Source organism: Gracilibacillus salitolerans (assembly GCF_009650095.1).
In the GTDB taxonomy this organism is placed as follows: domain Bacteria; phylum Bacillota; class Bacilli; order Bacillales; family Amphibacillaceae; genus Gracilibacillus; species Gracilibacillus salitolerans.
The window spans coordinates 4,047,341-4,066,516 of record NZ_CP045915.1; the positions used below are offsets into that span (position 1 = coordinate 4,047,341).

At 37.6% G+C, this 19,176-nt stretch carries 17 protein-coding genes and 1 pseudogene; 6 read left to right on the forward strand and 12 right to left on the reverse strand.

The window, feature by feature from the left end; translation table 11 throughout:
• Window positions 1-87: 87 nt before the first annotated feature.
• From GI584_RS19200 to GI584_RS19230, 7 genes are all read right to left on the reverse strand, one after another.
• Entirely contained in the window at window positions 88-1,107 is a 1,020-nt protein-coding gene (locus tag GI584_RS19200) for a Gfo/Idh/MocA family protein (protein ID WP_153792245.1), read from the reverse strand.
• Window positions 1,101-1,931, reverse strand: a complete 831-nt coding sequence (locus GI584_RS19205; protein WP_100359200.1) for a sugar phosphate isomerase/epimerase family protein — start codon at window positions 1,929-1,931, stop codon at window positions 1,101-1,103. Before GI584_RS19205 ends, GI584_RS19200 begins: the two co-directional genes overlap by 7 nt.
• 132 nt (window positions 1,932-2,063) lie before the next feature.
• Window positions 2,064-2,948, reverse strand: a complete 885-nt coding sequence (locus tag GI584_RS19210; RefSeq protein WP_228552279.1) for a carbohydrate ABC transporter permease — start codon at window positions 2,946-2,948, stop codon at window positions 2,064-2,066.
• A complete protein-coding gene (locus GI584_RS19215) occupies window positions 2,945-3,811 on the reverse strand; it encodes a carbohydrate ABC transporter permease (RefSeq protein WP_153792246.1) in 867 nt (288 codons plus the stop codon). The genes GI584_RS19210 and GI584_RS19215 overlap by 4 nt, the downstream gene beginning before the upstream one ends.
• Before the next feature lie 80 nt (window positions 3,812-3,891).
• Window positions 3,892-5,247 (reverse strand): ABC transporter substrate-binding protein, encoded by a 1,356-nt coding sequence (locus GI584_RS19220; RefSeq protein ID WP_153792247.1) that lies wholly within the window; start codon window positions 5,245-5,247, stop codon window positions 3,892-3,894.
• Window positions 5,248-5,379: 132 nt separating this feature from the next.
• Complete coding sequence (locus GI584_RS19225; RefSeq protein ID WP_153793024.1) at window positions 5,380-6,399, reverse strand: Gfo/Idh/MocA family protein; 1,020 nt, start codon at window positions 6,397-6,399, stop codon at window positions 5,380-5,382.
• A gap of 507 nt (window positions 6,400-6,906) precedes the next feature.
• On the reverse strand, window positions 6,907-7,989 hold the full coding sequence (locus tag GI584_RS19230; RefSeq protein ID WP_153792248.1) for a glycoside hydrolase family 172 protein: 1,083 nt from the start codon (window positions 7,987-7,989) through the stop codon (window positions 6,907-6,909).
• A gap of 214 nt (window positions 7,990-8,203) precedes the next feature.
• Between GI584_RS19230 and GI584_RS19235 the strand changes: the two genes are divergently transcribed.
• From GI584_RS19235 to GI584_RS19260, 6 genes and pseudogenes are all read left to right on the forward strand, one after another.
• Entirely contained in the window at window positions 8,204-9,076 is an 873-nt protein-coding gene (locus tag GI584_RS19235) for a helix-turn-helix domain-containing protein (protein WP_153792249.1), read from the forward strand.
• A 116-nt stretch (window positions 9,077-9,192) separates the two neighbouring features.
• Window positions 9,193-9,969: a MurR/RpiR family transcriptional regulator gene (locus GI584_RS19240; protein WP_153792250.1), complete on the forward strand. Its 777-nt coding sequence runs from the start codon at window positions 9,193-9,195 to the stop codon at window positions 9,967-9,969.
• Between the two features lie 124 nt (window positions 9,970-10,093).
• Window positions 10,094-11,032, forward strand: a complete 939-nt coding sequence (pfkB, locus tag GI584_RS19245) for a 1-phosphofructokinase (RefSeq protein ID WP_100359193.1) — start codon at window positions 10,094-10,096, stop codon at window positions 11,030-11,032.
• The gene (locus GI584_RS19250) at window positions 11,025-12,467 is read left to right on the forward strand and encodes a PTS fructose transporter subunit IIC (protein ID WP_153792251.1); all 1,443 of its coding nucleotides are present in this window, start codon (window positions 11,025-11,027) and stop codon (window positions 12,465-12,467) included. Before pfkB ends, GI584_RS19250 begins: the two co-directional genes overlap by 8 nt.
• Window positions 12,448-12,903, forward strand: a pseudogene (locus tag GI584_RS19255) (PTS sugar transporter subunit IIA). The gene GI584_RS19250 and the pseudogene GI584_RS19255 overlap by 20 nt, the downstream one beginning before the upstream one ends.
• Before the next feature lie 50 nt (window positions 12,904-12,953).
• Window positions 12,954-13,865, forward strand: a complete 912-nt coding sequence (locus GI584_RS19260; RefSeq protein ID WP_153792252.1) for a class II fructose-bisphosphate aldolase — start codon at window positions 12,954-12,956, stop codon at window positions 13,863-13,865.
• Window positions 13,866-14,310: 445 nt separating this feature from the next.
• Here GI584_RS19260 and GI584_RS19265 read toward each other — a convergent pair whose 3' ends face one another.
• From GI584_RS19265 to GI584_RS19285, 5 genes are all read right to left on the reverse strand, one after another.
• On the reverse strand, window positions 14,311-15,420 hold the full coding sequence (locus tag GI584_RS19265; RefSeq protein ID WP_100359190.1) for a GntR family transcriptional regulator: 1,110 nt from the start codon (window positions 15,418-15,420) through the stop codon (window positions 14,311-14,313).
• A 129-nt stretch (window positions 15,421-15,549) separates the two neighbouring features.
• Window positions 15,550-16,260 (reverse strand): YesL family protein, encoded by a 711-nt coding sequence (locus GI584_RS19270; RefSeq protein WP_153792253.1) that lies wholly within the window; start codon window positions 16,258-16,260, stop codon window positions 15,550-15,552.
• A gap of 24 nt (window positions 16,261-16,284) precedes the next feature.
• The gene (locus GI584_RS19275) at window positions 16,285-17,370 is read right to left on the reverse strand and encodes a Gfo/Idh/MocA family protein (protein ID WP_153792254.1); all 1,086 of its coding nucleotides are present in this window, start codon (window positions 17,368-17,370) and stop codon (window positions 16,285-16,287) included.
• A gap of 55 nt (window positions 17,371-17,425) precedes the next feature.
• On the reverse strand, window positions 17,426-18,304 hold the full coding sequence (locus GI584_RS19280; protein ID WP_153792255.1) for a sugar phosphate isomerase/epimerase family protein: 879 nt from the start codon (window positions 18,302-18,304) through the stop codon (window positions 17,426-17,428).
• Window positions 18,305-18,332: 28 nt separating this feature from the next.
• Window positions 18,333-19,166 carry a carbohydrate ABC transporter permease gene (locus GI584_RS19285; protein WP_100359185.1) on the reverse strand — a complete coding sequence of 278 codons (834 nt, stop codon included), beginning with the start codon at window positions 19,164-19,166 and terminating at the stop codon, window positions 18,333-18,335.
• Window positions 19,167-19,176 lie beyond the last annotated feature (10 nt).

The window sequence follows — 19,176 nt, forward strand, 5'->3', positions numbered from 1 at the left end:
ATTTGTGAAATTTCAGCGGTTTCATACAGTCCTCCCTTTCTTTACTTGTTTTCTATGACAAAGCAAACACCTCTTGTGAAGTACCTATCATAACAAGATCTCCTTATCTGTCTTCGGTACTTCTATTACTGCTCCGTTAGCCATTTGGGATTGAATAGCTGCTTCAATCACTTCCTGTCCTGCTAAAGCATGCGCACCAGAGGCTTCCATTTCGTCTGGCTCCACCCCATCTTGTACTTGTTTAACAAAATGGTCCAACCTATTTTTAAACGTTTCTTGAAAGCTCCCAACTCCAGTCATGATCGAATTACGAAGAACTAACAACTCGTCGCTATCATGTGGATAGAAAGTAAAATTTTCATAGACATTATCGATCACAAATCGCCCCCTGTTGCCTGCGACTTCACAGTACTCAATTGGATGACGTCCAGCCATGTCGTAACTACCAGTCAAATGACCAACAGCTCCTGAAGCAAATTCTAGGTTAATAGAGGCTGTCGACCAAATACTTCTTCCTGGTGCTTTGGTCATAAATGCTTGCACACGTTTGATATCTCCAGCAAAATAACGCATGACATCAACAGAATGAGGATGAAGTGCTCGTAAATGGAACCATGGACTCGTTTCATTTGGATTTTGAATCGTTAATTTCATATTTAAGAAAAGCAACGTACCTAAATCACCTTTCTCAATTAATTCTTTTCCTTTGTAAGCAGCCGGAACAAAGCGGTGATTTAAATTACTTACTAATCGCACATTATTTTTAGCAGCAAGCCGAACCATCGATCTAGCCTCTTCTATATTATTGGAAATCGGCTTTTCCACTAACACATCTTTTCCCGCTTCAATTGCCATCACTGCAGGCCTATAATGATCACTACCATTTTCTTTCCCTGCTGTTGCGATACTAACAATATCAACCTCTTCATTCTCAAGCATTGTTCCCATGTCCTGATAAGCTTGTGCTCCGTAATGATCAGCTATTGTCTGAGCACGCTCTTCAATTAAGTCACAAGCCGCTACTAATTCCACATTTGGATTTTCATTATAATACCGGCAATGAATTTTCCCGATATTGCCAACGCCAACAACCGCCACTTTTAGCACTGTAATTCCTCCCTCTTTTCCTTCGCCTCTTCAAATAAACGACTTAAATAACCACGACTTTCCGCCGCAATTGCAGTAACCTCTGGTAAGGCATAGTCTTTTGCCCCAATAATCTCAAGCACTGTGGCACCTTCATAATCTATTTCAACCATTTTATCGACCACTTCTTTTAGAGGGACGGTTCCTCTTCCAGCCGTTTGAAATTCAGGAGCAGCAATCTTTAATTGTTCGATAAATGTGTCACGGATGTGAGAATGAATAATATGTTCCGAAAGGGATCCAATTGCTGCGACAGGATCATCTCCTACACGCCCAACGTGTGTCGCATCAAAATTCAGTCCCAATGCTGGGTGTTTTACTTCTTCCATTAGTCTAAGAGCCGTTTTCGTATTGTAAATACTTTGCCCATAATGTAGTTTTAATGCATAGCGTATACCAACATCACTAGCAGCTTGTGCTAATTCTTCAATTGCTCGAATGGAAGCCTCTGTACTCTCTTCATCATCGGATTTTCCGGCACTTCCTGTCGTAACCATCGGAATACCTAACTTAGCAGCGCGTTCAAAAACTCTTTTGGTTCGTTCACGATTCTCTGGAACGAGTATATTAGTGGCCGCTTCCACACAATAAAAGTCAAGTTCGGCCTCCTCTACCATTTTTCGTATTTCCGAAAGTTCAGGTTCACTTGCTGTGTCTGTCAGATGTTCCACCATTCCAACAATGGATGATAATTCTATACCGTCATAGCCGGTAAATTTGATGTATTGGATGGCTGTTGCTAAATCATAACCGCTGAAAAGAACAGAGTTAACGCCTAATTTCATTTTTCTTCCTCCTTCAGTTTATTTAATTAAACGCTAAATATAGACCATCTCGCGTATAATTAAATCATATAGGTTAAAAAAGATGCTTGCATGGTTCATCCCGCCTTCAGGTAGGCTATTCAAGACATCTTCTTATCCTTTTACTGCCCCAGCTGTCATACCATCCACAATTTTTTTATTAAAGAAAATAAATAAAATGAGTGGCGGAATCGAAATTAATAGCACGTCGGCAAACAACAAGTGATAGGACGTTCCATAAATTCCTGTGAAATTATACAGGGTAAGCTGTACCGTAGCATTATCCGCTCCGGGAAAGAAGTACAACATGTTTTCAAAGTCATTATAGATTTGAATCGACGACAATACGATAACTGTTGAAGTGACTGGTTTTAATAAAGGGAAGATAATTTTAAAGAACAATTGAAATGGCCCACATCCATCCATTAGTGCTGCTTCGTCAAGTTCTCGCGGAATCGTAGCGACAAAGGCTGTATACAACAAACAGGCAAACGAAAAGTGCAACGCAGATTCAAGAAAGATGATGCCGGGAAATGTTTTGAATAATCCCAGTTTTTGTAACACCCAAATGGTAGGTACTATTGTCGGTGGAATCATCAGCCCCATTAGAATAACGTAATTAAGTCTTTTAGCCATTCCTTGCCTGCGCGAAAGAATAAATCCAGCCATGGAACAAATCAAAATAATGATGGTAATAGATGATATTGTTATGATAGAGCTGTTCAAAAATGCTCTCCATACAATTCCATCGTTCAGCATAAGAACTTCTTTATAATTCGCTAAAAATTGAAATGATTCTGGCCATGCCAAGCTTAGTTCTGCTGCACCTGTGCTATCCTTCAGAGAGTTAATGATGACAAAATAAAATGGAACTCCAAAAAAGATAGTGGCAAGCAAAACGGCTAAAGACTCGAATGCAAACCATTTCTTTGAAACTTTTTTCTTTGTTTGAATTTGTATCGATGTTTCCTCCATAACACCTTCTTGTTTCGTACTCATAGGTCCACCTCTTTCCTATTTAAAAGTTTAAAGATTGGGAAAGCAATAAGACCAACAAACAAAAACAATAAGACATTACCGGCTGTTGCCAAGCCAAAAAACCCACTTGCATATTGCTTATATACAATCGATGCTAAAAGGTCTGAGCTGAATCCTGGTCCTCCACCAGTCATTGCCCATACTAAATCAAAAGTTCGTAGACCGCCGATTAACGCTAGGATAACAACGGTATTAAATGCTGGCCGTGAAAGTGGTAACGTAATATGAAGAAACGATTGAAATGCATTCCCGCCATCTATTTTGAGCGCCTCATAATAATGGCCAGGTATCGCCATAATTCCCGCAATAAAAATTACGGTAGCAATTCCAACCCCTTTCCATATATCAGTCATTGCAACAGATAACAAAGCTATTTTTGCATCACCTAGCCAATTTGGTCCTGCAATACCCACTAAGGCTAAGGCTTTATTAATGATCCCATTCGTTGGGTGCATTAACGCGCTAAAGGTATACCCTACAGCAATCGTACTTAGTAGCGCTGGGAAAAATACAATGGATCTTAGAAAATCCTTATTTCTAATCTTTGAACAGAGAAACACGGCAAGAAATAACCCTAGTACAACTTTTCCACCCATGGTAGTAAAAGCATAAATTAAGGTATTTCGAAACCCAATCCTTAGTGACGGTTCTTGAAAAAACTGAACAAAGTTGTCGAATCCAATAAATTCCCAATCATCTAATGTCCACCAAGTCATACTATAAAAGAACGCCATTGATGTCGGGAACAAGAAAAATGTACAATACACCAATGCTGCAGGGATCAAAAAAGCTAAAGGGTACATCTTTTTGGTCGAACTGTTCATCTTATGTCATCTCCTTTCTTAAGGAAAATGGAGCTATCTTAAAAGCCAGACTCGCTGAACTTTCAAGACAGCCTATTGTATTAGTCCCAATCGAGCCCCAGTTGCTTCGCTTGCTTCTCTACGTCATCATCGTACATTTTAGCCGCTTCTGCTGCTGTCATTTGTCCACTTCCAACCGATGTACAGATCTGAGGTAAGTTAGGTCCTTTTATGGGAGAAACAAACTCTAAAGCCGGTGCAACATTATCTGACTCAAAATAAGGTACTAAGTCTTTTACTGCTGTATAAGAGTCTTCAGGCAATTCAACCCCTTCGATAACATAAGGACCAATACTTTTAGAATTTTCTTCGTAAAGCTGAATCGCTTTATCTGATATGAAGTATTCCATCCATTTCTTCGCTGCCTCTACCTTATCTGACTCTTTGTTAATCAAATACGCATTAGGCATCCAAACCGTATGTCCATTAATATCCGGGTCATCACTTGGCTGAGGAAAAATGCCGATATCATTTACTAGCTCAGGGAAATCTTCATTAATATTCTCTAATACTTGGGTCAACATTGGGTAATGAACTCCTTCACCTTCTGCTAACATTTGTCTACCCTGCCCGTACTCGGCAACAGTATAATCTTCATTCATAAAGCCACGTTCATGAAGTTCCTGAATTCGTTCAAATCCTCTTTGTGCTTGTGGAGTATTGGCGAATTTTGCCTCTCCAGCTGTATATTCTTCAGCAAAGTTTGGTGCCTCTGCTTGCACGTTATAGAAATCAGCAAGAATTGGAAGCTGGGATGTCCAAATTTCCCCATAAGTACCAATGACTGCTACCTTACCCGCTTCTTTAATGATCTCGTTATTTTCCATCAATTCATCCCATGTTTTCGGAACTTCTAAATCCAGCTCTTCATATACTCGTTTGTTATATAACCAGCCACCAACTTGACTCGAACCTTCTGGAATTCCATATACTTTTTCATCAGAACTAACAACCTCTTTATAGGAATCCATCATTCTATCAACAAACGGTTCATCCGATAAATCGACAAAGTATTTTTCTGGATTAAGTGCCATCAATAAGGATCCCGAATTGAATAACAAAATATCTGACATTTCACCAGTTGCAAGACGTGTCTTTACAATATTTTCCCCTTCAGGTCCACCTGGCCGTAATTCAATCTTTGTTTTAATACCGATGTCTTCTTCCATCGCCTCTATTACTGATCTAAAGCCTAGAGTATCATCAGCTTCACCCATTAATAAGGTGATCTCTGTCAGTTCATCATCATCGCTACTTTCTGTGTCTTCAGTTGAAGTATTGTCTGTATTCTCTTCATTAGATGTTGTTTCTTCATTAGAACTGCTACAGCCCACAAGAAGAATAAATAAAAACAAACTAGCTAACAGTGTGAGGATATTTAATTTAACCTGACCCATGATTTTTTTCCTCCCCTTTTTTTGATATCAACCCTCTTTCAAAAACGTCTTTTGTCGAATGTTGTAATCGCTTTCATTTTGTGAGTTGAAACATTTGAAGTTTTTTCAAGGATAGCTACTGTCGTGGAAGAATCAATGGATAGTGTGGTTTTTAATTTGTGGAACTTCCATAACTGCGCCATTGTTTTGGTGGGATCGAATAGCTGCCTCGATCACTTCCTGTACAGCAAGAGCATCCTCACCAGAAGCATTCATTTGCTCAGGTGGTACCCTGCCCTTAATCTGACGAATAAAATCAGCAAAACGATTAGCAAAAGTATCATGAAAACTCCCGACACCCGATAAAATAGAATTACGCTGAGCAAGCAGCTCATCTCTTTCATGCGGAAAAAAAGTAAATCTTTCATAGACATTATCAATTTCAAAACGCCCTCTATTTCCAGCGACTTCACAATACTCAATCGGGTGAAGTCTAGACATATCATAACTCCCCGTTAAATGACCAACAGCCCCTGAAGCAAATTCCATATTAATAGAAACAGTAGACCAGGTATTTCTTTTTGGTGCCTTCGTCATAAAGGATTGAACACGGCGTATGTTACCACCAAAATATCGCATAACATCAATAGAATGTGGATGCAGTGCCCGCATATGGAACCACTTCGTCATGTCCTTTGGATTTTGAATGGTTAATTTCATATTTAGGAATAATAACGATCCTAAGCTACCTTCTTCTATTAATTCCTTTCCTTTACTGGCTGCAGGTACAAATCTATGGTTTAAGTTAGATACGAATCGTACTTTCTGTTGTGCAGCAAATTGCACCATTTCACGTGCTTCCATTATATCGTTGGATATTGGCTTTTCCACTAATACATCTTTTCCTGCTTCTATTGCAGTCATAACCGGAAGATAATGATGGCTGCCATTTTCTTCACCTGCAGTGGCAATACTAACAATATCTATCTCTTCTGAATCAAGCATTTTATCTAAGTCTGTATAGCATGTTGCATCATATTTATCTGCCATCAATTGAGCACGTTCTTCAACCAGATCACAAACTGCTACAAGTTTCGTGTCAGGATGAAGGTGATAATATTGGCAGTGAAGCTTACCAATTTTGTTAACCCCTACGACAGCAACCTTTAGCATCTTAATCAACCTTTCATCATGAAATACTTTACTTTTATGCTTCACCTCCAACGAATTGGTTAGTTATATAGTAAAGCAACTTTTAAATGCCTTCATAGCCGATTGCGCCAACTTTTACGAATAGCAAAAAGTTGAAAGAAACGATATACACATTTTATATTTTTTATAACTCATAACTTTCTATAATAATTTAAATTGTTTTCTCAAAATGCATTCGTTTTATCCTAGCCATTTTTCATAAATAAAAGAATTTTTTTCTTGTTCATTTGCGCCATTTTATTATTAACTGAATTTTGGTTAAGATAGCGTGAAATAAAAGTAATAGTCGCGAAGAGGACAAATTCAAAGGGGAACGTCAATTAAACAAGCTCTATGACCATAAAGAAAAACTTATCTTATCGCCAAGTACAGGCGAAAGACAAGTTTTTCTTGCATTGGCTAACTTTGTTCCTATCCGTTCCCTTGTCATCAGTAATAAAAGCATTATGACCTGGCCCCAAAAAGAAATTATATACTTTCGAGTTCATCTAAACTTGGTAATTTAGGGAAGCTAGCATGTGGCTCTGCCTGATACCAATAACTAACAGATGCAATATCATCTTGCAACGGTAAGTATCTTCCTTTGGAACGCCACCCTAATGCTTGAATCGTCACCTTTAAGTCTTTCTCAAATCTAATAGGATCCTTCACATGCCAACGGTACATTCCGAATCGTTGTTGAGCATTATATAACCCATCTGGTTTGATAACTTGGTGCATTCCAAGATAATTGGTCGAATATGTGTTATATTCACCTTTAGGTTGTTCCCAATTCCATGCACCGCCAAAATAATCTTCTGTACCAGTGCCGCAAATGGTCGGGTATTCTTGATCACCATCCATGTAAAACTTGATCTCTCCTTCACCCCACCAACCATTATTGTTCACTTGCCATGCTAAATAAGTGCCTACATAGTGACCTTGACCTTTTACACCATCAAGGATGGTATAAACGTCTTTATATTTCACAGGATTCGTCCTTCTCCATTGAGCATGGAAGTAAGCAGCATGATCTGGAACATTTGTTAAAACATAATCAATTTGGTAGTAAAGAATAGAGTCATCAGTGCCGATATTTTCTATCACGACTTTAGCAGCCTTTCGAAAAGGCATCTCCCAGTAGCTATTAAATCCTCCTGATGGAGCAACTACAATTGGTTCAGATGTAACATTGACCCGCTTCCCCCAACCGTTACAGAAGAAATCACCAATTGGAACTAAAACAGAAGGCTCTTCCTCATCATCCCAATATATTTTGATAATGAGGCTCCTATAAAATACTGAATCACAAGTCATCCATATATGTTGTATCGCTCCAGGTCCATCGATACCCGCAAGTACAAACTCACTTTCTGCAGGAATAGAAACAGAGGGCGATACTTTCCAACCCACCCCTAAATCTCTGGCAGCTTCTTGACCCGTACCTTCTGTGGCCATACCTCCTTTCCCCTTTTCCCCTGTAAAGTTCTCAGCACTTATGGAACGACTTTTGGCTGATGAAAGCAGGGAGATATTATGTAATCCCATTCCTAATCCATCAAATTGTTTCAACTTTACCTCTCCTTTACTATGATGTTTTTTGTTTACTAACCCCATTATAGAACGCTTACACAATTTGTATTTAGCATAAATTTGCAATTTGTTAACATATATTGCTTTATTATTAAACTTCCATTGTATATATGTATAAAGTTATAATAGATTTATACAGTTCTTGCAATTTTTAATGATTAACAGAAATTGCATATCAGAATGAGGTGCTGGCGTGGAATTCAAAAACTTAACACCATATATTCGAGTGGCAATGGATAGTAAAATTAAGCCTCCCTTTTATATAAACCGGTCCATTTTTGATTATGAGTTAATATTTTTAAAAGAAGGAGAAATCCTTCTCGCAGTTGAGGATAATTCCTATCATTGTGTTCCAGGTGATATTATTTTTCTAAAACCTATGCAACATCATATGTTAAAGTCCATTAATGAAAACACTATTTATCAGCCACACATTCACTTTGATTTTTTTCATAGAGAAGATAGTAAGGATGTCAAAGTATCCTTTAAGAAAATGCATGAAATGACTCCAAAAGAGAATTCGTGGTTTAGAGAGGATATAACGAAGCAGGTTAATATAGATATATCACCTGTTATTCGTTTGAAAAATCCGATCATTATTGAAAATCTATTATTCGATATCATTAATGAATTTGATCAAAAGCTACCTTATTATGAGGTTACGATCCAAGGGTTATTTTCACAATTATGGGGGTACATACAACGTGAGATTCATTGGCAAAAAAACACCCAAATTCAAAAATATTGGGAAGAAATTCAACATGTAAAAGCCTACATAAACCACCATCATGCCAGAGAGGTAACGCTTGAAGAACTGGAGAAAGTAGCAAATATTAGTAAGTATCACTTAGTCCGTTTATTTAAAATGACATACAGAGTGACTCCTATTAAGTATCACTTACAAATTCGAATAGAAAAAGCAAAGGAACTCATTCAGTATTCTGAGCTCTCAATCAACGAGATTGCAGAACGATTTGGTTTTAACTCTATTCATGCGTTTAGTCGATCATTTAAGAATATGGAAGGCGTCCCACCATCCTTTTATCGGAAATCTAGTAAAGAGTAAACAAAGTTGATGGATTTAAAGTTGGCGTCACCATTTACGTAGAACACTTCAGGTAGTGTTCTACGTAAATCTTGGTTAAGATAGAATCAAAAGCTTAGATTAAAGGGGGCTCTCTCATGAGCAACATATTATTTGATATTCCTGCGAACACTTACAAAACGTTAAGCGAAACGGAAAAGTATTTACTAGAATATATTCACAATCATTTAGATGAGATTTCGTCTATGTCAATTGTCAAACTAAGTGAACATGCTAATGTATCCACTGCCACTATCGTAAGGTTAATGAAGAAAATTGGATATGACGGGTATACTTCATTTAAGTATAGTCTAAAAGAAAAAGTGAAGCTTTCAGATGAAAATAATGAAATGGAAAACATTGACCAAAAGATTAAGCAAGCCATTCAAAAGAATGAGCATGAAGTTATCAAAACCATTCAATTACAAAGTATCGGCCAAATAGAAGACGCTGTCCAAAAAATGGATGATGCGGAGAAAATTTTTGTGTTTGGGCGCGGTTTCTCTGAAATGATTGCTAAAGAAATGACAATCAAGCTACAGTTAATGGGAAAAAATTGCGAAGTACATAACGATCCTAATATCATTAGAATAAAATCAAGAAATATACAACCAAATGAAATAGCTATTTTTGTTTCATTAAATGGGGAAACAGAGGAACTGGTCGAAGCTTGTAAAAACTTAAATATTAGGCAAATCACTACGATCACACTCACTACGAGAATGGAATCAAGCCTGGGACAAATGTCGGAAATGACATTTGTCGGGTACAAGGGAACCCAATCCTATTTCCCTGATTACGAAGTACGCTCCCGCCTTCCTCTAAGTGTTATCTCGCGAATATTATTAGATGCCTACGCAATACGAATGCTTTAAAACTTGGCTATACGCCAAGTTTTTCTTTTTTTCATCGAACGAAAACCTTTACATAATCTGAAAACATTTACGCTATTTTCTATGCCATAATGAAGGCAAATAGAAAAACAAGGCAGGTGGGGACATGATTTATACACTGACACCAAATCCAGCTATCGACCTTTATGTTGGATTAGACCAATTAAAACCTAGTGTTGTAAATCGAACATATGAAGAAGACTATCAGCCAAATGGTAAGGCAATTAATATATCTATTATGCTAAGCAAACTAGGAATTACCAATACAGCCATGGGCTTTATCGGGGGATTTTCAGGAGAATTTATCGAACAAGAATTAAAGGAGATGTCCATTAACACTTCCATGATTTATGTAAAAGGAATTACTAGAATAAATGTATTCGCTAATGCTGACAAAGAATACAAAATTGTCAATAAAGGACCACTTGTTCCACACTCAAAAATAGTAGAAATGCTCGAAGAAATTCGGCGAATACCTACTAACTGCACACTCTGTGTTTCAGGTAGTTTGCCTAGAGGTATCAAAGATGATTTTTATATCGAGATAGCTAAAATATGTCATCAAAAAAATATCAAACTGATTTTAGATATTAGTTCACATGTTTTACTAGAGTGCTTGAAATATAAACCGTTACTAATTAAACCAAATGATGATGAGCTTGCCTCCCTTTTTCAACTGTCACCAGCAGAGCTCACTGAAGAGAAAATCATGGAGCTTAATAATACGCTTTTGAAAATGGGCGCTCAGCAAGTACTTGTTTCCAGAGGGGAAAAAGGAGCTATTTATTCCTCTCCTCAACGTATTGTGAAAGTAAGCTCAGCTAAAGGAGAAGTAGTGAACACTGCTTGTGCAGGTGATGCTATGCTAAGTACTTTTATCGGAAAGTTAGAACTAAATGAATCAGTAGAAGATGCTTTAATCTATGCTTCTGCTGCAGGAGCAGCCACAGCTTTTAGTAAAGGTCTTTGTAGCCTTTCACATATTCAGGCACTTATATCAGATATTCTAATAGAAACATTAAAGGAGGAGAGTTTTTATGGCTAATATTAAAATTGTTGCAACAACAGGTTGCCCGACAGGTATTGCGCATACTTTTATGGCAGAAGAATCCCTAAAGAAAGCAGCAAAGAAGCTTGGGGTGGAGATTAAAGTAGAAACACATGGGCAAGTTGGAGTTGAAAATGAGCTTTCCAAAGAAGACATTGCCGAAGCTGATGGAGTCATTATTGCTGCAGATAAAGATGTCTATGCCTATCGTTTCCATGGAAAGCCAACAGTGGAAGTATCTGTTGCGAAAGGAATCCATGAAGCGGAGAAATTAATTCAAACAATCATTGACGGGAAAGCAACGGTATACAAAGCGAAGAAGAGTGATACCACTGAGGAAGATGAAAGCGCATCAAACAAAGGCGGTAATAACATCGCACATTCCATTTACAAACATCTAATGAATGGTGTTTCCCACATGCTTCCATTTGTTGTAGGTGGTGGGGTTCTGATTGCACTATCATTTTTATTTGGTATACATTCCGCTGATCCAGATCACGAAAGCTATAGTCCTATTGCTGCAACGCTAAATGATATTGGGGGTCTTGGTTTTCAAATGATGGTGCCAATTCTGGCAGCATTTATTGCAGAGTCTATTGCTAAGAGACCCGGTATGGTAGTTGGTTTTATCGGTGGTTTAATTGCAAGCAATGGCGGAGCCGGATTCTTAGGAGGTATTGCCGCTGGTTTCCTTGGTGGTTTCATTATTGTATTGCTAGGTAAATTACTAGAAAGAATGCCAAAATCACTAAACGGACTTAAATCGATATTTTTATATCCTTTAATCGGCATCTTATTAGTCGGTGTAATCATGACTTTATTGGTAGAGCCAATGACAGCAATAAATGAAGGCATGATGTCTTTCTTAAGTAGTTTCCAAAATGCAAATCCTATTTTACTTGGCGTAATTGTTGGTGCCATGAGTGCCTTTGATATGGGTGGCCCAGTCAATAAAGCTGCCTACGTAACGGGTACTGCTTTACTTGGAGAGGGGAACTACTACTTTATGGCCGGTGTTTCTGCAGCTTGTATTACACCACCACTTATTACAGCATTTGCAACGGTATTTTTCAAAAAATATTTTAATCAGGCAGAGCGTAATGCCGGTGGGGTTAACTTTATTCTTGGATCCACTCACATTACAGAAGGCGCCATCCCGTTTGCAGCGAAAAACCCTATTGTCGTGATTCCTATATTAATGATCGGTTCATCTGTATCCGCTATTTTGACGTATATGATGAACATCGAAGTACCAGCTCCACACGGTGGATTCCTCGTATTACCAGTTGTTACAGGAGCTATACTATGGATCATTGCAATATTAATCGGTTCCCTGGTTGGGGCAGTTATATATGGTTTTTATAAAAAACGTGCTTATTTAAAAGATCAAAAAACTAAAGGTGGGGAAAATGATGGACAACAAATTGCTTGATATTAACCAAATTAAATTAAAACAACAGCTGACAACACAGGAAGAGGTTTTTGAAGAAATCGCAACTATTGCCATTAGTCAAGGCATTGCTACAGATTCCAACGAGGTTGTGAATGGATTACTAACGCGTGAAAATGAAAGTACAACAGGCTTTCAAGATGGATTTGCCATTCCACATGCACAAGTTGATGCGATTAAACGGCCTGCTATTGTCGTTGTATCTTCTAAAGAAGGAGTGTAATGGGATGCTTTAGATGGAAAACCAGCTATCTTCTTTATCGCTCTATTAATTCCAAAACAAGAAGCAGGTACTACTCATATTCAAGCACTTGCATCTATTTCGAGAATGTTAATTTATGAAGAAAAACGGGAAGCACTAGCAAATGCTAAAGATGCAGACACCGTAATGGAAGAGCTAGCAGGAGCTTTCGCATAAATTACGGACGGTTAACGTCGTAATAAAATTTTACCTAGGGGGAGAATCATATGACACTCGTATCATCTACACCAATGTTACAAGAAGCTAGAGAATCCGGTTATGGCATTGTTGCCTTTAATGTTCACTCTTTCGATATGCTTTATTCGGTTGCAGAAGCGGCAGCTGAGATAGATGCACCAGTTATTATTCAAACAACGGTTGGGACAGTTCAAAATTTAGGTCCAGACAGCATTGTGAAAACAGCACATGCTGCATCTGAAAAATATGATATTCCAATGGCACTCCACTTAGATCATTGTACTGATTTAGATGTAATAATCAAGTGCATTCGCGCAGGTTACACATCTATCATGATTGATGCTTCGATGCATCCATTTGAAGAAAATGTACGTCTTACAAATCAAGTAATGAATATTGCTAAATATATTGATGTAAATGTAGAAGCAGAATTAGGAAAAGTTGGTGGCGTAGAAGATAATATTATTGTTTCCGATAAAGATGCGGAAAAAGCAGTACCTGCTGAATGCAAGGAATTTATCGAACGAACCGGCGTACCAACATTAGCCCCAGCAATCGGCACTGCACATGGTATTTACAGCGGTGATCCGGATATAGACTTTGAGCGAATTAAAGAAATCGCCAACCTTATCGATGAACCGCTCGTTCTGCATGGTGGATCTGCTATTCCAGCAGAGGATGTAAAACAATGCATATCATTAGGAATGGCAAAAATGAACGTATCAACAGAATTAAAAAACGCTTACTCAGAAGCAATAAAGGAACACTTTTCTGAAACACCAGATTCATTAGATCCTAGAAAGTATCTATCCAAAGCAAAAGAAGTAGCAAAAGAACTAGCAAAAGAGAAAATGACATTAGTCGGATGCGCTAGGAAAGCGCCAGAAATAAAGGTAAAGGCATATCCAAATCGAAATAAATTAGATTCCTTGCATGTATAGGGATGGATTGTTGTATTAGTTGAAACGCCTCACTTTTTTTAAGAGTGAGGCGTTGATATTTATTACTTGTGAGAAGCTGAAAAAAAGTAAGTATGCAAAATCCCCACAATAGTCTATGAGTATTTCACAACGAAATCGCCATCTTCTAAAAAGGTTAGGATGACCTATCTCTTTTTAAAATCCTTATTCCAAGTACCCATACATAAATCATCCATATACATTTCTGCAGAATTGTATTCTAAAACATTACGTGTAGACATAGTATTTTTGACCGCGTATAGAGAAATGTGCCTTTTTGGTCCGTATACTGCTCTGCAAATGACAATTGTATATTGTAGTTTTCCCCATTTGTATCAAACAAGGTAATATTAAGCGCTTAAGAAATACATTAAAATAACGATTAATATGAATCATACATTAGCTATCTCCTTTTCTACTATAATCTTTATAACTCTGAAGTAATGACACTAACAATCGGCTTAGTAGAGTTCCCTTCATGGAAGGTAGCTTTGATCTGTTCTTTATCCGAATCTAAACCGTTCTCACGCATTTTTAATAGCTTTTGAATAGATCGTCTGCCAATTTCCTCCTCATTCTGCTTTAAGTGAGTAAAGCGCCAATCCATTGTAGTTACAGTTGGGCTGTCAAAGGATAGGATCGAAATATCTTCGGGCACATTTTTATCAAGCTGTTCCACTGCAATTTTCGCTAAGATGGCAATTTTATATTCTAATGCCATTAATGCGGTTAAGTCAGGATTATCAATTAAATACTGTTTAATCAATTCAATATCTCTTTTTTCCGTAGTGGAATCTCTTCTGATGGTGTCACACCAGTACGCTTTATTTACACTAACCTTATTTTCCGCGAAGGCACTAACAATTCCATTTAGTCGTTCTTCAATGGTTGTAATTTCAAAGTCTTCCGGGATAAGTATACCTATTTGTTCATGACCGCTATCAAATAAATATTTAATGCCTTTCTTAGCAGCGGTAAAATTGTCCGTGGATACTGATGGAGCGGCAATACCTTTAAAACTACGATCTATTAATACAAATGGGAATTTATTCACAATCATTTTCAAAATTTCCAAGCTATAGTGCTCGGATTTGGCAGGAAATACGATCAGTCCATCGACACCATACGCCAGCATTTCCTTGATCGCTTTCTCTTCACGTTCTGGTATACCAAGTGAACGCTTCAGCATTATGAAACACTTCCCATCTGCCTCTTCTTCGATTGCTTCAATAATCCCTGTACCATAGCTTTCGGCAAACCTTGGTACAATTAAGCCGAACACAGGCTTAGTTTGATTATTTTGTTCAACATTTACGGATATTTGACTGTTGTTCAATACAAACGTTCCTTTGCCTCTTTGCCGATATACATGCCCTTCCTGAACTAACTTTTCTAGTGCCTTTTTACTAGTTATACGACTCACTGAAAAATCATCTGCTATCTCTTTCTCAGAAGGTAACTTTTCACCTATCTTATATTTCATAGAAAGAATATCATGTTTCAGAGATTCATACACTTGCTCATACAATGCTTGCATTCTTATCACCTCAAGTTCAACGATGTACTTTATCCTATTAATATACGATTATATCAAAAATAACAAGTCGCCATAAATCATTCATTCCTCTTTTGTACAAAAGAAAAAGGTTAACCAGCTGTTAACTAGTTAACCTTTTTCAGATGTTATTGGCATTGTATCCATTATTTTTGTGAAGAAGCGATAAAAGCCATAAAAAGCGATATACGCTATGAGCGACCCAAGGAAAAACGGAATCAAGAATGTAGTTACTTGAAAGCTGCAATAAATAACAATTAAACTGACGATGCCAATAATAAGTGTTAATAATGGATGAACCAAACTTATGATCATGGCATTTTTCATAGCTTGAAAAAGCTTCGAATGAACATGTACTGTCACAGAAAAGAAATGCAAAGTCATAACAATAAGAAAAAAGCCAATCAACATAAATAAATACATAAAGTTCTCATTTACATGATTTACGAAAAAGAAATAATCAACCACTAATATAACCCATAGAAGTGTAAAAATGCTTCCTCCAAGCATACTTCTAACAAAATTGGCTTTCCAATTCTTAATAAAAAGCTTAAAAATGCTTGCATCATCTTCCGAAAACATTATTTTATACCGCAATACTGCAAACATTGCTGTAGTCGCTGGAAAAAACAGCAATGGTGCTAAAATAAGGATGTATATGGTAAATGCAATAACTTCTATCAGATTATCAACGAGTAATAACATAAAACCTAAATAAGCGATTGGCATATTAAATAAAAACCATAGCAAATTAGTGATAACGATCATCATTAACCAGTTGGCAACTTTATGTGCTTTTCCTGTCAGACCTTCTAATTCCATGTTATCACTTCCTTAGTCAATTGATTATATTTCTGGTATATGAATCTCTACTTCTCTTCCTAAATCTGACGATCGCAAGATACCATCAATAATGGCTTGATTGACTAAGATCTCTTCTGCAGGAATCGGTGCTGGTTTTCCTTCTTTTACTGCAGTAACGAAATCGCGTACTTTTTCTCTAAAAATATCAATAGTGTGCTCCTGAACAGGAATGGATGTCTCTACATGATGATTATTTAGATCATGGAATAATTCAATTGATCCGATACCACCGTCCCAGACACCGCTCCATGGACCATTACCTGCCGGCGTCAATTTCAGACCGGCCTCTGTTCCAAGGAATAAGGTTGGTCCTAAAGAATCCATATGCATAGCCCAAGAGATTTTGAAATTCAATACTTTACCACCTTCTAGACGGACCATCGCAACACCAAAGTCTTCTACTTCAAACTTATCTGCTTCAGGGTGATAAGCTGGATTCGTTCCAAATAAATTAGACGTATAGGCAGATACAGTCAATGGCTTAGGATAATTTAAAGCATTCAAAACTAAATCCAATGAATAACAACCAATATCCGCCATCGCACCTGCTCCAGCTAATTCTTTGTTAATAAACGTTCCGCCAGGCATTCCTCTGCGACGACCACCGCCAGCTTGCATATAATAGACATCACCTAGTTTACCAGAATTGATTAATTCTTTTATCGCTTTCATATTAGGATCATATCTTGGTTGGAAGCCTACACTTAAAATTTTCTCATTAACTTTTGCTGTTTTCACCATATCAATACCTTGATCTAACGTTACAGCTAGTGGCTTTTCAACTAATACGTGTTTTCCTGCATTCAGAGCCTCAACGGAGGCAGAGTGATGGGCGACATTCGGTGTACAAACACTTACAGCTTCGATATCTAAAGCTAATAAATCTTTTACACTATCACATGCTACTGCACCTTCTATACCAAGCTGATCAATAAAGCTTTGGGCTTTGCCTGGTATAATATCTGAAACACCAATAATTTCAACATCTGGAAAACTTAGATAAGCTCTCGCATGAGCAGCTGCAATTCCACCACTTCCTATAATTCCTATGCTAACTTTACTAGTCATAATAACACTCCTCGTATTTCGATCCATAAATATTTTACTTCCAATGCGTACAATCTTATTTAAAATATCTCTCTAAATGTTCCTTCGCTTTTATAATACCTTGTTTTTCTAAGGCGAGTGAGCCCCAATATCTATGGTCTTCTAACTCGATACTTATCGGCCCTTGGTAACCTATTTTTTCAAGACCTATTGCTACTTTGCCCCAGTCCACTTCTCCATGACCTGGTATCGTATATCGCCAAGACCCTTCTGAAAAATCAATATTTGTTCCAAATGTAGCTGGTAAAGTCCCGAATTCATATAATTCCTGTTGTAATATTTCTGTGTCTTTACCATGACAGTAATTAATATGATCACCGAATTCCGATAATACGCGCATGTAATCTATTCCTAAGCGTACTAAGTGAGATGGATCATAATTCAAACCAAAATGTTTAGAAGGAATAGCTTGAAACATCGCTCTTAGTATCTCAGGGGTGCACCCGATAGTTGGATAGTATGGAGACGGACCAGGATAACCTTCTAATGCGATATAGAGATCTTCTCTTTCTGCATGTGCTACAACTTCAGGAAACGTTTCTTTCCATAATTCAAAACTTTTTGACCTCGGTGTGCTATTATCCTCTGGAATCAAGCACATGAATATCACTTTACCACCTAAGGCAGCAACCTCTGACATCTGTTCTGTTAAATCGGCAACCGCTTGTTTCCTTTTATCAGCATCTAGACTTAATAGCTTTGTGTTACCCACTGCACCTCGACCATCAATCGATCCTACTTTAAGCCCATACTTATCTAGAACTTTTTTTATATCTTGATTCCATTCCGGAACATCGATCACATCTAAACCAATGCTCGCTGCCCACTTGGCAACATATTCCATACCTTCTCCTCCAATATTTGGAGATAAACGCATACCAATTGAATAATTCATCTTAAAAACCTCCTATTGTGAAACAAGTTTATTTAATGCCGCTAAAAGTAATCCCTTGAATAAATGTACGTTGCATAAAGAAAAATAAGATAATAATCGGCAATGTCATCATGGTGGACACAGCCATCATTAAGCCCCATTCTGTCCCTTTCTGACTTTGGAATTGCTGTAAACCTAGTGACAACGTATATTGTGATTCATCCGTAAGATAAAGTAATGGCCCGATAAAGTCAGTCCATACATTCATAAACTGAAACAATCCAACCGCTAACACAGCTGGCTTAGCAAGCGGAAGCATAATTTGCCAATAAATTCTGAATTCACTAGCTCCATCAATTTTCGCCGCATCTCGCAATGTGTTGGGCAAGCCCATAAAAAATTGTCTCATTAAAAAGATGGAGAATGGTACACCGAAAAATGCAGGGACAATTAATGGTAACGGTGTTCCTACCCAGCCCACCTTATTAAACAAGAGAAAGAGCGGAATCATCGTAACTTGCATCGGAATCATCATCACTGCAATAGTGATAATAAACATCGTATTGCGGCCTGTCCATTCTAGCTTAGCGAAGCTGTAAGCTACGAGAGGACAGGATAACATAACCCCTATCGTACTTAACACAGTAATAATCGCCGTATTAGATAAATAGGTAAAGAACGGAATATATTCTGTTGCCTCAATATAATTGCTCCATTGAAATGGATTTGGTATAAATTCAGGCGGATACGTAAAGATTTGTGTCACTGGCTTCAGTGATGTTGACACCATCCACAAGAACGGCACCAAGAAAAATGCCGAAGCAATTAATAAACCAATGTGAGCAGATGTTGTCAAAAGATTTTTTTTGACTTTTGGCTGCATTATTAACTAC

Excerpts from the sequence above, each read along its gene's own strand:
- GI584_RS19220 (WP_153792247.1), bottom strand. The coding sequence starts at position 5,247 with ATGGGTCAGGTTAAATTAAATATCCTCACACTGTTAGCTAGTTTGTTT.
- GI584_RS19285 (WP_100359185.1), bottom strand. The coding sequence starts at position 19,166 with ATGCAGCCAAAAGTCAAAAAAAATCTTTTGACAACATCTGCTCACATT.
- pfkB (WP_100359193.1), top strand. The coding sequence starts at position 10,094 with ATGATTTATACACTGACACCAAATCCAGCTATCGACCTTTATGTTGGA.
- GI584_RS19275 (WP_153792254.1), bottom strand. The coding sequence starts at position 17,370 with ATGACTAGTAAAGTTAGCATAGGAATTATAGGAAGTGGTGGAATTGCA.
- GI584_RS19225 (WP_153793024.1), bottom strand. The coding sequence starts at position 6,399 with ATGCTAAAGGTTGCTGTCGTAGGGGTTAACAAAATTGGTAAGCTTCAC.
- GI584_RS19240 (WP_153792250.1), top strand. The coding sequence starts at position 9,193 with ATGAGCAACATATTATTTGATATTCCTGCGAACACTTACAAAACGTTA.
- GI584_RS19280 (WP_153792255.1), bottom strand. The coding sequence starts at position 18,304 with ATGAATTATTCAATTGGTATGCGTTTATCTCCAAATATTGGAGGAGAA.
- GI584_RS19250 (WP_153792251.1), top strand. The coding sequence starts at position 11,025 with ATGGCTAATATTAAAATTGTTGCAACAACAGGTTGCCCGACAGGTATT.
- GI584_RS19210 (WP_228552279.1), bottom strand. The coding sequence starts at position 2,948 with ATGAGTACGAAACAAGAAGGTGTTATGGAGGAAACATCGATACAAATT.
- GI584_RS19265 (WP_100359190.1), bottom strand. The coding sequence starts at position 15,420 with ATGCAAGCATTGTATGAGCAAGTGTATGAATCTCTGAAACATGATATT.
- GI584_RS19270 (WP_153792253.1), bottom strand. The coding sequence starts at position 16,260 with ATGGAATTAGAAGGTCTGACAGGAAAAGCACATAAAGTTGCCAACTGG.
- GI584_RS19205 (WP_100359200.1), bottom strand. The coding sequence starts at position 1,931 with ATGAAATTAGGCGTTAACTCTGTTCTTTTCAGCGGTTATGATTTAGCA.
- GI584_RS19215 (WP_153792246.1), bottom strand. The coding sequence starts at position 3,811 with ATGAACAGTTCGACCAAAAAGATGTACCCTTTAGCTTTTTTGATCCCT.
- GI584_RS19260 (WP_153792252.1), top strand. The coding sequence starts at position 12,954 with ATGACACTCGTATCATCTACACCAATGTTACAAGAAGCTAGAGAATCC.